Origin of the sequence: Geodermatophilus obscurus DSM 43160 (assembly GCF_000025345.1) — a bacterium.
Classification (GTDB): Bacteria; Actinomycetota; Actinomycetes; order Mycobacteriales; family Geodermatophilaceae; genus Geodermatophilus; species Geodermatophilus obscurus.
Window position 1 is genome coordinate 4569632 of the sequence record NC_013757.1, and the last position, 13429, is coordinate 4583060.

Genomic DNA, 13429 nt, shown 5'->3' on the forward strand with positions numbered 1-13429 from the left:
CGCTGCCGGCGATGCTCGGGGTGGTGCTGGACCTGAGCGAGCAGGCCCGGCGCGCACCGGGCGCGGACACCCGCTACGCCGGGGAGTTGTTGGCCACCGCGGTCGGGGACTACCTGCACGTGGTGAACGAGCACTTCTTGCGCATCGGCGGTTGCATCAGGGCCATCCCCTCCGCCTACGCGCACGACCACGGGCAGGAGGTCGCCGGGCGCGCGTTGACCTCGAGGGTCATCCCCGCCGGTCGGCTCGGCCGGGGGTGGCGGAGGTCTCGGCCTGGTCCCCGTGCCGGGTCACCGACCGGTAGGTCGCCCGGCCGGGTGCGGCGGTCGCCCCGTGGAAGACGACGCTCGCCACCACGACGAGGCTGCCCGCGGCGAGCACGGTCGGCTCGGCGCCCAGCCGCTCGGCCTCCATCGCGAGGTAGAACAGCGCCGAGACCCCGATCGGGCCGAACCACCCCAGGTAGAGCGCGTCCGGCCAGCCCAGCCGCAGCGGGCGGCGCAACGCCAGCAGCACGGGCAGCCGACGCAGCAGGAGCACGGCTCCGGCCAGGAGCAGTCCGCGCCAGCCGAGGTCGGCCCAGTCCGCCCACGGCAGGGCGGCACCGACGCCGATGAACAGCGGCAGGACGAGGAACCGGTTGACCGCCTCGTCGATCGGCACGTCGGCGGCACGCTCGGAGCCGGTGCTCACGCCGTTGAACGCCAGCCCGCAGACGAACACCGCCAGCACGCCGTCCACGTGGATGAGCCCGGAGAGCCCCAGCACCGTGAGGGCCAGGACGGCGGTGAACAACGCCAGGGGACCGGGGTCGGTGGACCCGTGCGCCTCCCCGGCCCGGAGTGCCCGCCCACCCAGCCATCCGGTTGCCAGCCCGACGACGACGGCTCCGGCCACCTGCCAGAGGGACTCCAACGCGGCCTCCCCTGCGGTCAGGGGACCGGCGATCGCCACGGCGGCGAGCACGAGCGGCAGAGCCAGGCCGTCGTTCGCGCCGGACTCCAGGGAGAGCACCTGCCGGTCCCGGGCGGGGAGGTCCTCCTCCGCCGGGCCCCCTGTGACCACGCTGGACGCCAGCACGGGGTCCGTCGGGCACAGCGCCGCGCCCTGCAGGACCGCAGCACCCACCCCCACCCCGAGCACCCACGCCGACAGGCCGGCGGTGATGACCGCCATGAGCGGCATGGCGATGGCGAGCAGGAGCACCACCGGCCGGACCTGCGCCCGGACCGCACCGAGCGGGTAGCGCAGGGCCACCGCCATCACCGAGATGGCCAGCAGGATCCGGGTCGCGGTGTGCAGCCAAGCGTGGTCCTCGGTCAGCGGCCGGACGTCGAGGAGGCCGGCGACGGCCGGGCCCAGGACGATCCCGGCGAGCAGACCGAGCAGCGGCTCGGAGATCGGCAGCCGGCGGATCCGGTCCGACAACGCCGCCACCACGAGCGCGACCAGCCCCCCGGCGAGCAGCACGAGGTCAGTCTTTACGCCTTCCCCGTGCCCGCCGCTGGGCGGTTCGATGCGGTAGCGGGCGCCTCCGCGAACGCAGCGGCCTGGCGCCGGTCGTCGAGGAAGTAGGCGCCCAGGGCTCCGGCGAGCGTGGCGAAGACCGCCACCGAGTACACGGCGAGCACGACCTCGAGGACCCGGGCCAGGCCCGCCTCCGCGGTCAGCGGCTGGCCGGTGATGGTGGCGAGGGCGGTCTCGTGCAGGGCCGGCGCGTAGTCCGTGTAGGCGCCACCGACGTAGAGGAGCTGACTGCCTGCCAGCACCACCACCCCGGTCACCGCGGCCAGCCACCCGATGCGGCTGGAGAGCAGCCGGCCGGCCGACCTCGATCCCCGGACCGCGGCAGAGACCACCCCACCCAGCCGCGCGGTCCGGAGCAGGGCCAGGGCTCGGGCGAAGCGCAGGAACGGCAGGGCCAGGAAGAGCACCTGCCACCAGTTGCGGACCCAGAACCGACGCCGATCGCGGGCTCGCCACGCGCGATGGACGAACTCGGCGACGAAGATCCCCCAGCACAGCCACCCCGCCACGGTCAGCACGGAGACCAACCACGGCTCTCGGGCCAGCGACTGCCCCAGGACGACGAGGACGAACACCAGCCCGAGGACACCCATCGGCTTGTCCAGTCGCCGGGCCAGCCCCTCCGTCTCCGGTGAGCCCGCGTCGGCCGGGATCTCGTTGCGCATGCGCGGCGCCTACCCACTTCCGCGGTCAGGCCGGCCGGCCACCTGTCGACCAGGGCCGAGTGGAGCGACTCCTCCCGGCTGCGGCGTTCCGACGCCGTGATCCGCGTCGACTCGGCGGCCACGTCGACGACGTCCCGGAGCCGATCGCGGAGGACGTCGTCCAGCACGCCACGGGGTGCCCGCCAGGCCACCTCCCGCAGCAGGGCGGCCATCCGGCGCAGCACGGTCGGCTGCCCCGAGGCGTAGTGCAGGGGCTCCTCCAGGACGAGGTCGACCAGATCGACAGGCGGCCACTGCGGCACGACCAGGCGCACGACGCCGTCGTCGTCGGCACGACGGTCCGGCAAGAGCCGTCGGGAGACCAGGTCGCCCAGCAGGGTCGAGGCGTGGGACAACGCGTGCACTGCGGTCGTCGGGTCGTTGATCCCCGAGGACAGGGCGCGGACGGCGACGTCGACGACCTTGCGCGAGCTGTGGGCGACGTCGCGTGCGGGGCTGCGCTCGAAGCCCGATCGCACCGACTGCCCGAGGGCCTCCTGCAACGCCGCACGGTTCGGTTCCCGACGCCCGCCCCGTGGCCAGGCGTGCGCGACCGGGGTGCCGGTCACCACCGAGTCACCGATCCGCGCGGCCAGCAGGACGACGACGTCGGAGGTCACAGCAGAGGAGACGAGGCGTTCCTCGTCCACGTCGACGACGAATCCCGCATGAGGCGGAGGTGAGCGGGATCCCGGCCCGAAGGGCAGTCGCACCGGCCCCGGGTCCTCGCGGTCGCCAGGCAGTTCCCAGGCGAGGGTGGTCCCGGCCTCCTCGTGGACGTCGCGGAGCATCGTCTCGACCCGTAGCGAGCGAGCCAGGTGTCCGAGGAACAGAACCGGTGCCAGCACGCTGCCCGCGCCAGCGCGTAGGCCACCGTGATCGACAGGCGCGGGACGAACGCGGTCTCCCTGCTGACCTGGGCGTTCTCGTCGAGCCGTCACACAGGCGTCACGTACGGCGTGCCGGTCGAGGCCGTTCACCGATCGTCCGCGGGCGATTGACCAGCGGATCCACCTCGACGAGTGCCCGACGGCGGCCGACGTCGACGAGTACGCGGCGGCGTTCGAGGAGGAGTACCCGTACGGCTGTCAGCCGGTGTGAGGCAGGTGCTCGGCCAGCGTGGCAGCGAAGCCCTCAGCGACAGCAAGCTGCTCGCGCAGCGCGGTGACCCGAGCGGTGGCGGCCTCGTGGAACATCTGCAGTCGGTCGGTGAGCGCGTCCCGGTTGTCCGCGCCGGCGGCAGCCAGGTCAGCGAGGAGGATGAGCAGCTGCTGCATCTCCTCGAGGGTGAAGCCCAGGGGCTTCATCCGCTTGATGACCTCGAGGCGGGCGACGTCGTCGTCGCTGTAGAGCCGGAAGCCGCCCTCGGAACGGGCGGTCGGGGCCACCAGGCCGTTCTCCTCGTAGAACCGGATGGTGCGCAGACTCAGCCCGGTCCGCTCGGCCACCTGCCCGATCTGCAGGAGCCCGGTACGGGGCGTCATCAGTGCCCCGCCCCCAGCTGCCCGGTGTGCCGCTCGAAGCGGGCCGTGGAGTGCTCGTCGAGGCCGACGAACTCCACCCGCTTGCCGCGGGTCGCGTACTTGTGGGTGATGGCGTCCATGACGGCGACGGTCGAGGCGTCCCACACCTGCGCGCCGGTGAGGTCGACGACGACCTCGTCGGGGTCGTCGGCGTACTCGAACTGGGTGTAGAGGTCGTTGCTGGACGCGAAGAACAGCGCACCGGTGACCGTGTACCGGACGCTTCCGTCGGCCGTGAGGGCGCGGCTGACATCGACGAGGTGGGCGATCCGCTGGGCGAACAGCACGCAGGCGACCAGCACGCCGACGCCCACGCCGATCGCCAGGTTGTGGGTGAACAGGGTGACGGCGACGGTGGAGAGCATTACCGTGGTCTCGCTCTTGGGCATCCGATGGATGGTCTGCAGGCTGTGCCAGTCAAAGGTCGCGATGGACACGAAGATCATGACGGCGACCAGCGCGGCCATCGGGATGACGCTGACGACATCGCCAAGTGCCACGACCAGGACGAGCAGCAACGCCCCGGACAGGAACGTCGACAGCCGGGTGCGGGCGCCCGAGGCCTTCACGTTGATCATCGTCTGGCCGATCATGGCGCAGCCGCCCATGCCTCCGAAGAAGCCCGACGCCATGTTCGCCACTCCCTGGCCCCACGACTCGCGGGTCTTGTCCGAGTGCGTGTCGGTGATGTCGTCGACGAGCTTGGCCGTCATGAGCGACTCCATCAGCCCGACGAAGGCGATGCCGAGGGCGTAGGGAGCGATGATGCCCAGCGTCTCGAGCGAGAAGGGCACGTCGGGCAGGAGGAAGAACGGCAGACTGTCGGGCAGCTCACCCTCGCCGCCCACGTCCGGGAGCTCCCAGCCGGCGGCCACCACGAGAGTCGTCAGCACGACGATCGCGACCAGTGGCGCAGGGACGGCGGTCGTGAGCCGGGGCAGCAGGAAGATGATCGCCAACCCGGCGGCGACCATCGGGTAGACCAGGAACGGGACATCGGTCAGCTGCGGCAGCTGCGCGGTGAAGATCAGGATCGCCAGGGCGTTGACGAAGCCGACCATGACGCTGCGCGGGATGAATCGCATCAGGCGTGCCACACCGGCGGCGGCCAGCAGGATCTGGAAGACGCCGCCGAGGATGACCGCGGCGAACAGGTACTGGACGCCGTGATCGAGCGCCAGCGGGGCGACGACCAGGGCGATCGCGCCGGTGGCGGCAGTGATCATCGCCGGCCGGCCGCCGGTGAACGCGATGACCACCGCCATGACGAAGGAGGAGAACAGGCCCACCTGCGGGTCGACGCCGGCGAGGATGGAGAAGCTGATGGCCTCGGGGATGAGCGCCAGGGCCACGACCAGGCCGGCGAGGACCTCGGTGCGGGCGACGCTGGGCGACAGCCAGGCAGGGCGCGTCAGGCGCGGCCTGGGCAGCGTGGGCAGAGCAGAAGACATGTCACCGGTTCCGGGTTGAGCGCCTCGGAAGGCGCGGCGGTGCAGCACCGGGTCGGTGCCAAGATCCGGCGCGAGTGCGACGTCGGATCAGCAGGAGCGGCGACTGGCTGCGCCGGACAGACGTAGTTGCCGGCCGGCGTCCCGTGGCCGACGCCTGGTTCCATGATGCTCAAGGATTCCGTGACACAACCTAACCCTCACGTCAGGGGAAGGTGGACATGTCCTTGGTCACAGGTCAGCCCTGGCGACTCGGGCCCCGCGAGCACTGAAGCCACTGAGCGGGACGGCGGCCGCGCGCCAGCCGCCGTCGGGGATGGACGCCGGCTTCTTGACGTCCATGTGCACCAGCACGCCAGGCCGGGACCGCTCGTAGCGGACCGCGGTCACCTCGGAGGCACGGATCACCGCACCGGTCATCGGGTCCAGCGCGGCCAGCGGCGGTTCCCCGCGACGGATCAGGACGCGGGAGACCGTGCGGGCCGCACGCCCAGCTCGGCGCTGATCCAGGCCGGGCCCCGACGCTCCCGGCGGCGCAACTCCACGATGCGGTCCTCCAGCTGGACTGACGTGCGCCGCGGGCTGGTGTGCGGGCGGCTGGCTCGCACACCAGCCCGGCCTCGCCCTCGGCTTGGTAGCGGGTGATCCAGGTGCGCACGCACCTACGCGAGATCCCCATCGCTGCGGCGATGTGCGCGTGCCGCCAGCCTGCCATATACCTGGCGACGATCAGCTTCTGGCCATGAACGGTCGTGCGGGCGTCAGCGTGGGCCACGAGGACCTCCGGGTGGATGTGGGCCTTCGACGAGCCATGCCCACTCGGAGGTCCTCCCTCGCTCAACCCCTCACGCCGCTACCAACGTCCTGGCTCGGTACACCCAGGAGGGTCCTGTCATGGTCGTGACCTGCGGCAACGTAGGTCGACGCCCTATCGCAGGAGGCTCCGTGCGATCACCATGCGCTGGATCTGGTTGGTGCCCTCGTAGATCTGGGTGATCTTGGCGTCGCGCATCATCCGCTCCACCGGGAAGTCCTGCGTGTACCCCGCGCCGCCGAAGAGCTGGACGGCGTCGGTGGTGACCTGCATGGCGACGTCGGAGGCGAACGCCTTGGCCGAGGCCGAGACCCGGGTCACGTCGGGGTGGCCCTGCTCGCCGGCGGCCGCAGCGACGTAGACCAGGTGGCGGGCCGCCTCGATCCGCATCTCCATGTCGGCGAGCATGAACTGCACGCCCTGGAACTCCGCGACGGCCTTGCCGAACTGCTTCCGCTCCCTGACGTAGGCGACCGCGGCGTCGAGGGCGCCCTGCGCGATGCCCACGGCCTGCGCACCGATCGTCGGTCGGGTGAAGTCCAGCGTCCGCAGCGCGGTCTTGAAGCCGGTGCCGGGCTCGCCGACGATCCGGTCGGCCGGGATGGTGCAGTCCGTGAAGTAGAGCTCGCAGGTGGGCGAGCCCTTGATGCCCATCTTGCGTTCCTTGGGGCCGACCGCGAAACCGGGGTCGTCCCGGTGGACGGCGAAGGCTGAGATGCCGTTGGCACCCTTCTCCGGGTCGGTGACGGCCATGACGGTGTACCACTCGGAGATGCCGGAGTTGGTGATCCAGGCCTTGGTGCCGTTGAGCACCCAGCTGTCGCCGTCGAGCCGGGCGCGGGTCCGCATCGCGGCGGCGTCGGAGCCCGCCTCGCGCTCGGAGAGCCCGTAGCTGATCATCGCCTCGCCTGCGGCGATCGGCCGCAGCACCCGCTGCTTGAGGTCCTCGCTGCCGGCCAGGATCACCGGCATCGAGCCGAGCTTGTTGACCGCGGGGATCAGCGAGGCACTGGCGTCGACCCGGGCGACCTCCTCGATGACGATGCAGGTCGCGATCGCGTCCGCGCCCTCGCCGCCGTATGCCTCGGGGATGTGGGTGGCGTGGAAGCCGGCCGCGGTGAGCGCCTTCTGCGCCTCGACCGGGAAGCGCGAGTCGGCGTCGACCTCGGCGGCGTAGGGGGCGATCTCCCGCTCCGCGATGTCGCGGACCGCCTCGCGGATCGCCTCGTGCTCCTCGGTCAGGGCGTACAGCCCCGCAGCGTTGTTACCCACGGGTAGATCGTAGGACGCCCTCGTATCAGGAGGAAGCAAGCCGCTCCTGCAGCGTGGCGTCACGTGCTCCCACGGACTCGGCGAGGTCGGCCTGGAAGCGCTCGACGGCGGCCCGCAGCTCCGGGTCGGCGGCGGCGAGGATGCGCACCGCGAGCAGCCCGGCGTTGCGTCCCCCGCCTATGGAGACCGTCGCGACCGGCACCCCGGCCGGCATCTGCACGATCGACAGCAGGCTGTCCAGCCCGTCGAGGCGGTCCAGCGGCCGGGGGACGCCGATCACCGGCAGCGGCGTGGCCGCGGCGACCATCCCGGGCAGGTGGGCGGCTCCCCCGGCGCCGGCGATGACGACCCGCAGCCCCCGGCCGGCGGCGGTCTCGGCGTACTCGAGCATCCGGCGGGGCGTGCGGTGCGCGGAGACCACGTGCGCCTCGTACGGGACGCCGAACTCGGCCAGCGCGGCTGCGGCGGGCTCCATCACCGGCCAGTCGGAGTCGCTGCCCATGACGATGCCGACGATCGGGTCCACGCGGGCTCCTCGCTGCTCGGTCGGTCTCAGTGCTCGGTCGGGAAGGCGAACGCCGGGTCGACCTCGCCGTCGGCCAGGTAGCGGGCGGCCGCGGTGGCGCGGGCGCGGACCTCGTCGAGGTCGGCACCCAGGGCCGTGACGTGGCCGAGCTTGCGCCCGGGGCGCTGCCCCTTGCCGTACCAGTGCAGCTTGACGTCGGGCCAGTGCGCCATGAGGTGGTGGACCCGCTCGTCGAGCGACGGGCCGGTCCAGCCCTCCTCGGCCGCGCGCCCGCCGAGCACGTTGGCCATCACGACGACCGGCGCGGCCATCCCGGTGGCGCCCAGCGGGTAGTCGAGGACGGCGCGCAGGTGCTGCTCGAACTGGCTGGTGCGCGAGCCCTCGATGGTCCAGTGCCCGGAGTTGTGCGGCCGCATCGCGAGCTCGTTGACCAGGACGCCGTCCGCCGTCTGGAAGAGCTCGACGGCCATGACCCCGACGACGCCGACCCGGTCGGCCACCCGCACCGCGAGCTCCTGGGCGGCGGTCGCGGTGTCCTCGTCCAGCCCGGGCGCCGGCGCGAGCACCTCGGTGTTGATGCCGTCGCGCTGCACGGTCTCGACCACCGGCCAGACGGCGACCTGGCCGAAGGGTGAGCGGGCGACCAGCGCGGAGAGCTCCCTGACCATGGGGACCCGCTGCTCGGCCAGCAGGACGTCGTACCCGGTGAAGAGTTCCGCGACGTCGTCCGCGCCGTCGACGACGAACACCCCGCGCCCGTCGTAGCCGCCGCGCGGCGTCTTGACGACCACCGGCCAGCCGTGCCGGTCGCCGAAGGCGGCGACCTCGTCGACGGAGGCGACCTCGGCCCAGACCGGCTGCGGCTCGCCGGCGGCGGCCAGCGCCCGGCGCAGCACCAGCTTGTCCTGCGCGTGCACCAGCGCGTCGGAGCCGGGTGCGACCCGGTGCCCGGCCGCCTCGAGGGCGCGCAGGTGCTCGGTCGGGACGTGCTCGTGGTCGAAGGTGACCACGGTGGCCCCGTCGGCGACGGCGAGCAGGGCGTCGAGGTCGCGGTGGTCGCCGAGCCGGACGTCGGCAGCCACCAGCGCGGCCGACTCGTCCGGGCCGGTGGAGAGCACCCGCAGCGACTGGCCGAGCGCGATCGCCGCCTGGTGGGTCATCCGGGCGAGCTGGCCGCCGCCGACCATCGCGACGACGGGGAGTCCGGTGCGCGGGTCGACGGGGGTGGCCACGGGGGCCCAGCGTAGAGGGGGCCGCCCGGGGCTCAGTCGAGCGCGGCCAGCGACCGGCCGATGCGGCTGCCCACGTCGGCGGCCACGGCAGGGGTCGGGTGGACGCCGTCCGGCGACGCGCCGGGGGCGAACGAACCGCCGGCGTCGACCTCACCCCACGGGTCCAGGTACGTCCAGCCGTTGCCGCCCGCCAGCCCCGCGAGCGCGGCGTTGTAGCCGTTGCGGGCCGCGGGGCGGGGGTCGCTGGGCGCGATGGCGACGACCACGGTGGTCGGTGCGCCGCCGGCCGCGACGATGCCCTCGAGGTGCGCCGCCGACTCCTCCCACGGCAGCCCCCGGGCCAGGTCGTTGGTGCCGGCCATCACGACCAGCACGTCGGCCGTCCAGTCGGTGGGCTCCACCCCGGCCAGCATGTCGGCGGTGGTGGCCCCCGGGACCGCCCAGCCGTCCACGAGGTTCCAGCCGCTCTCCTGCTCCGCGGCGGGCAACCAGGAGGCACCCCCCTGCACCCGGTCCCCGACGAGCGGCTGGGCCACGTCCGTGGCGCCCGCGGTGATCGAGTCGCCGACGGCGAGGAAGGTGCGCGGCGTCGCGGGGTCGGACGTCGCGGGCACCGGACCGCTGGGCAGCGCGGACGTCGGGGCGGCCGGCGCGGCGTCGTCCGCCGCCGGGCTGCAGCCGGCCACGGCGGCCAGCAGGAAGGCGGTCACCGCCGTCCGCACCAGTGCCCGTCGAGGGAGGAACCGCGCCATGACGCGAGTCTCGGTCACCGGACGTGAGGTCCGGAGCGGCGGCTCGCCCGCACGGTCAGGCGCTGCGCGGCCGCTGCGCCGGCACGGGGACGGCCTCCACCCGCGGGACGCCGGCGCTGCGCCCGGCCAGCAGGGCCGCGGTGGCCGGCGTCAGCGGCCGCCCGGCCCGGACGGCGACCCGCGGCTGCGCCGCCGGCGCCGCATCCGCGGCCGGACGGCGCGCCGGGACGGCCCGACGCAGCCGCTCGCGCGCCGGCTCCTCGACGAACCGGTGGGCCAGGTGCGCGAGGACGAACGTCGAGAGGAGCACGGGGGCGAGCAGCAGGGCCCACAGCGAGGTGCCGACGGCGATCCGGGGCCACCAGTCCATGAGGGTCCAAAAGACCTCGAACACCGGGATGTGGACCAGGTACAGGCCGAAGGAGATCCGGCCGCCGTGCACCACCGGCTCCCGGGACAGCAGGGCGCTCAGGCCGGTGCGGGAGAGGGCGAGCGCACCGACGAGCACCGGGAAGAAGACGACGACGATGCCGCCGAACGCCGAGTGGTCGTTGTCGATCCCCCGCCAGTCGCCCCACCACAGGCCGACGGCGACGGCGCCGACGCTGGCCAGGGCCCAGGTGGCGGCCGCTTGCTCCACGCGCGGCGTCCGGCGCACCCGCCGGACCACCAGACAGGTCAGGGCGCCGGCCAGGAACGCCGCGCCGATGCGCAGCAGCCAGGACCAGGCGATGACCGGCCCGCCGTGGACGTAGGTGGTGTAGCCCAGCGGCACCATCAGCAGGACGGCGGTGGCGCCGAGCAGCACCAGCGGCGCGTTGCGGATGCGCCAGAGCAACAGCGCGACCAGGGGGAACGCGACGTAGGCCAGCCACTCGGCGCTGATCGACCAGGCCGAGCCCATCCAGGACTCGCCGCCGGAGGCCGGGTGCCACCACAGCTGGACCATCGTGAACTGGAGCAGGAAGTTCCAGACGTCGAGCACCGGCTGCTGCACCTGGTAGGCGACGACCCCGTCGGTCACCCGGGCGGCCTTGACCAGCAACCACCCGCCGTAGACGACGGTGACCAGCGCGTACACCGGCCAGATCCGGCACACCCGCGCCCACAGGAAGCTCCCCGCCTCGCGCACCGAGGGCGTGCGGCCGACGCGCTCGAGGTAGGTCAGCGTGATCACGAAGCCGCTGAGGACGAAGAACAGGTCCACGCCGGTGGCACCGGCCCGGATGACCGGCCGGAGCGGTTCCCAGTAGCCGTCGTAGCCGACCCCCGGCGTGAACTGGAAGTGGTAGACGACCACCCAGACGGCCGCGACCGCCCGCAGCCCGGTCAGCGACCGGATCTCCCCCGACCCGGCCGACTGCCCGCCGTCGGTCCCGGTTCCCTGGGCTCGTGTGGACACGCGGCCCTCCCCTGCTTGGATCACGAAGCGATTGCGTCTCGTGACAGAACGTAACTCGCGAGCGAGACGGTCTTGAGTCGACGACGCACCAGAGTCCCCGGGCCGATCTGGCAACACCTGACGAGTCGCTCCCGCTCCGCGTGCCTGCTGGGCACCGGTCGGGGCGTGCTGCGGTCCGCTTTGCACGGGGGTCGGCGGTCGTCGCCCGGTGGGGGGGTGCCGCCGACGCGTACCCTGGCCCTTCGTGACTGCCGTCCCCGCGCCCACGCAGCCCCGCAGCCGTTCCCTGTGGTCCGTCGTCCGGCACCTCGGGGCGTTCGGGGTCGTCGGCGGGATCGGCTTCGTGATCGAGGTCGGGCTGTTCCAGCTGCTCTACGGGCATCTGGGCAGCGGCGCAGTCATGGCCAAGGCGGTGGCGACCGTCGTGGCGATGACCGTGGCCTTCTTCGGCCACCGTCACTGGTCGTTCGCGCACCGGGCCCGCACCGGGTTCAAGCGCGAGTACCCGATGTTCCTGGCCATCAACGGCCTGACGCTGCTGCTGGGGCTGGGGATCGTCGCGTTCGCCCGGTACGGCCTCGACCTGACCAGCGCGTGGGCCCTGCAGGGCGCCAACCTGGTGTCCATCGCCGTCGGCACCGTCGTGCGCTACCTGATGTACCGGCGCTGGGTCTTCCCCGCCACCGACGCCGCCGCCTGATCCCTCGCCGGACCTGTCGTCGCCGGGACCCGGCGGTGCGGCCGGGTCTCAGCCGCGCGGGCGGGGGCCCCGCCCGTCCCCGGCGGCCAGGACAGCGTCCGCGGGCAGGCCGCGTGAGGCCTCCGTCCGCGACTGCGGAGGCGCGGTCAGCGGCCACGGCCGGCCGGACGCGGTGAGCGGCGGTGTCAGCCGGCGTGCGGTCGCCTCCCCAGTGGGGGCTGCGCCGGTCGGCGACTGTGGCGACACCGCCGCGGGAGCGGTCTCGACAGCACGGCGGCCGCCCCAGAGGCGGACCAGCCGACGACGGGCCGGCTCCTCGACCCCGTGGTAGAGCCCAGCGGCCAGCACGAGGCACACGACGACGAGGACGGGCACGACCAGTGCACCTCCCGGCGTGTACGCCCCTCGGCCGGGGGCGTCCGGGTCTCGACCCAGCACGGACATGCCGACGTCCCGCACGACCCAGTGCACGAGGTAGAGGCAGTAGGAGATGCGGCCGCCGTAGACCATGGCGTCTCGCGACAGGAACCGCGCCGGGCCACCGTCGGTCAGGGCCAGCCCGGCGATGAGCACCGGCCAGCACAGCACCGCCACGGCGGCGTACTTGCCGGCCTCACCGCCTCCCGCGAGGTCCTGACCGTGCCGCCAGTTGGCCCACAGCAGGACGACCGCCGTGGTCACGAGGCCGGCGGCGGTCAGTCGCTGCCCCCACCGCTCGGCGCGCTCGGTGCCCTCCAGGTCGGCGACGGCGCACGAGGCGAGGATGCCGGCGACGAAACTGCAGGAGATGCGCAGCACCCAGTTCATCTCGATGTCGTCGGTGCCGTGCAGGAAGGAGGTCAGGGCCAGCGGGGACATCGTCGCGGACGCGAGGACGAGGTTGACCGCTGCGGGCGCGCGCAGGAAGGAGCGCATCGCCAGGGCCATCAGCGGGAAGGCGAGGTAGGCCAGCCACTCGGCGCTGATCGACCAGCCGGGCGCGACGTAGCTGACGTCGATGAGCGAGGACTCGCCCCACATCTGCGTCATGGTCACCTGGCGGAGCAGGGTCGTGAGCTCCAGCGGCGGGTGCCCGCTGACGATGTTGGGGTTCAACCCCAACCGCGGACAGACGACGAGCCACGCACAGGCGACCACCGTCACCGCCATCCAGGCCGGCCACACCCGGGCGAACCGGTTGGCGACGAACCGGGCCGCACCCGCGGTCGACCAGCGCCGCCCGCACTCGTCCAGGTAGCTGCGAGCGATGACGAAGCCGCTGAGCACGAAGAACAGTTCCACGCCGATCCAGCCGGCACCGAGGACCGCGTGCGCGCCGGGCAACTGCTCGACGTAGGGGAGGAGCTGGCCCTCGAAGTGGAAGAGGACCACCCACATCGCCGCGACGATGCGCAGCCCGGTCAGCGCCCGGATCTCGGACCGGGACCGGCGCACGGCACCCGTCGCCTGCGGACTGGTGGCGACCGTGCGTGCTGCGACAGACATCGGCGTCTCCCGGAAAGGCGTGGAGGCGTGCTCCGGACCTGTGG

At 73.1% G+C, this 13429-nt stretch carries 12 protein-coding genes and 1 pseudogene; 1 reads left to right on the forward strand and 12 read right to left on the reverse strand.

Translation table 11 applies throughout. From position 1 onward, the window contains the following. Positions 1 to 228: 228 nt before the first annotated feature. From GOBS_RS21270 to GOBS_RS21320, 11 genes and pseudogenes are all read right to left on the reverse strand, one after another. Positions 229 to 1470, reverse strand: coding sequence for a cation:proton antiporter (locus tag GOBS_RS21270; protein WP_012950330.1), 1242 nt, complete (start codon positions 1468 to 1470; stop codon positions 229 to 231). A gap of 11 nt (positions 1471 to 1481) precedes the next feature. Next, positions 1482 to 2120, reverse strand: coding sequence for a hypothetical protein (locus GOBS_RS21275; protein ID WP_208104331.1), 639 nt, complete (start codon positions 2118 to 2120; stop codon positions 1482 to 1484). Next, positions 2039 to 3079 (reverse strand): DUF2254 family protein, encoded by a 1041-nt coding sequence (locus GOBS_RS28320; RefSeq protein ID WP_208104332.1) that lies wholly within the window; start codon positions 3077 to 3079, stop codon positions 2039 to 2041. Before GOBS_RS28320 ends, GOBS_RS21275 begins: the two co-directional genes overlap by 82 nt. Before the next feature lie 240 nt (positions 3080 to 3319). Further along, positions 3320 to 3715, reverse strand: a complete 396-nt coding sequence (locus tag GOBS_RS21285) for a MerR family transcriptional regulator (RefSeq protein WP_012950332.1) — start codon at positions 3713 to 3715, stop codon at positions 3320 to 3322. Next, positions 3715 to 5205, reverse strand: a complete 1491-nt coding sequence (locus tag GOBS_RS21290; protein ID WP_012950333.1) for a SulP family inorganic anion transporter — start codon at positions 5203 to 5205, stop codon at positions 3715 to 3717. Before GOBS_RS21290 ends, GOBS_RS21285 begins: the two co-directional genes overlap by 1 nt. A 291-nt stretch (positions 5206 to 5496) precedes the next feature. Continuing rightward, positions 5497 to 5977: pseudogene (locus GOBS_RS26605) on the reverse strand (helix-turn-helix domain-containing protein); the annotation flags it as partial. A gap of 153 nt (positions 5978 to 6130) precedes the next feature. Beyond that, positions 6131 to 7288, reverse strand: a complete 1158-nt coding sequence (locus GOBS_RS21300; protein WP_012950334.1) for an acyl-CoA dehydrogenase family protein — start codon at positions 7286 to 7288, stop codon at positions 6131 to 6133. Between the two features lie 25 nt (positions 7289 to 7313). Then, positions 7314 to 7814, reverse strand: a complete 501-nt coding sequence (purE, locus tag GOBS_RS21305; RefSeq protein ID WP_012950335.1) for a 5-(carboxyamino)imidazole ribonucleotide mutase — start codon at positions 7812 to 7814, stop codon at positions 7314 to 7316. A 26-nt stretch (positions 7815 to 7840) separates the two neighbouring features. Beyond that, a complete protein-coding gene (locus tag GOBS_RS21310) occupies positions 7841 to 9046 on the reverse strand; it encodes a 5-(carboxyamino)imidazole ribonucleotide synthase (RefSeq protein ID WP_012950336.1) in 1206 nt (401 codons plus the stop codon). 32 nt (positions 9047 to 9078) lie between these two features. Continuing rightward, positions 9079 to 9816 carry an SGNH/GDSL hydrolase family protein gene (locus GOBS_RS21315; RefSeq protein WP_081448954.1) on the reverse strand — a complete coding sequence of 246 codons (738 nt, stop codon included), beginning with the start codon at positions 9814 to 9816 and terminating at the stop codon, positions 9079 to 9081. A 37-nt stretch (positions 9817 to 9853) separates the two neighbouring features. Further along, positions 9854 to 11200 carry an acyltransferase family protein gene (locus GOBS_RS21320; RefSeq protein WP_012950338.1) on the reverse strand — a complete coding sequence of 449 codons (1347 nt, stop codon included), beginning with the start codon at positions 11198 to 11200 and terminating at the stop codon, positions 9854 to 9856. Between the two features lie 244 nt (positions 11201 to 11444). On the opposite strand from GOBS_RS21320, the gene GOBS_RS21325 reads away from it, so the two are divergent. After that, positions 11445 to 11900 (forward strand): GtrA family protein, encoded by a 456-nt coding sequence (locus tag GOBS_RS21325; protein WP_012950339.1) that lies wholly within the window; start codon positions 11445 to 11447, stop codon positions 11898 to 11900. Between the two features lie 48 nt (positions 11901 to 11948). Here the strand turns inward: GOBS_RS21325 and GOBS_RS21330 are convergent, their stop codons facing one another. Continuing rightward, positions 11949 to 13385 (reverse strand): acyltransferase family protein, encoded by a 1437-nt coding sequence (locus tag GOBS_RS21330; protein WP_012950340.1) that lies wholly within the window; start codon positions 13383 to 13385, stop codon positions 11949 to 11951. Between the last annotated feature and the right edge of the window lie 44 nt (positions 13386 to 13429).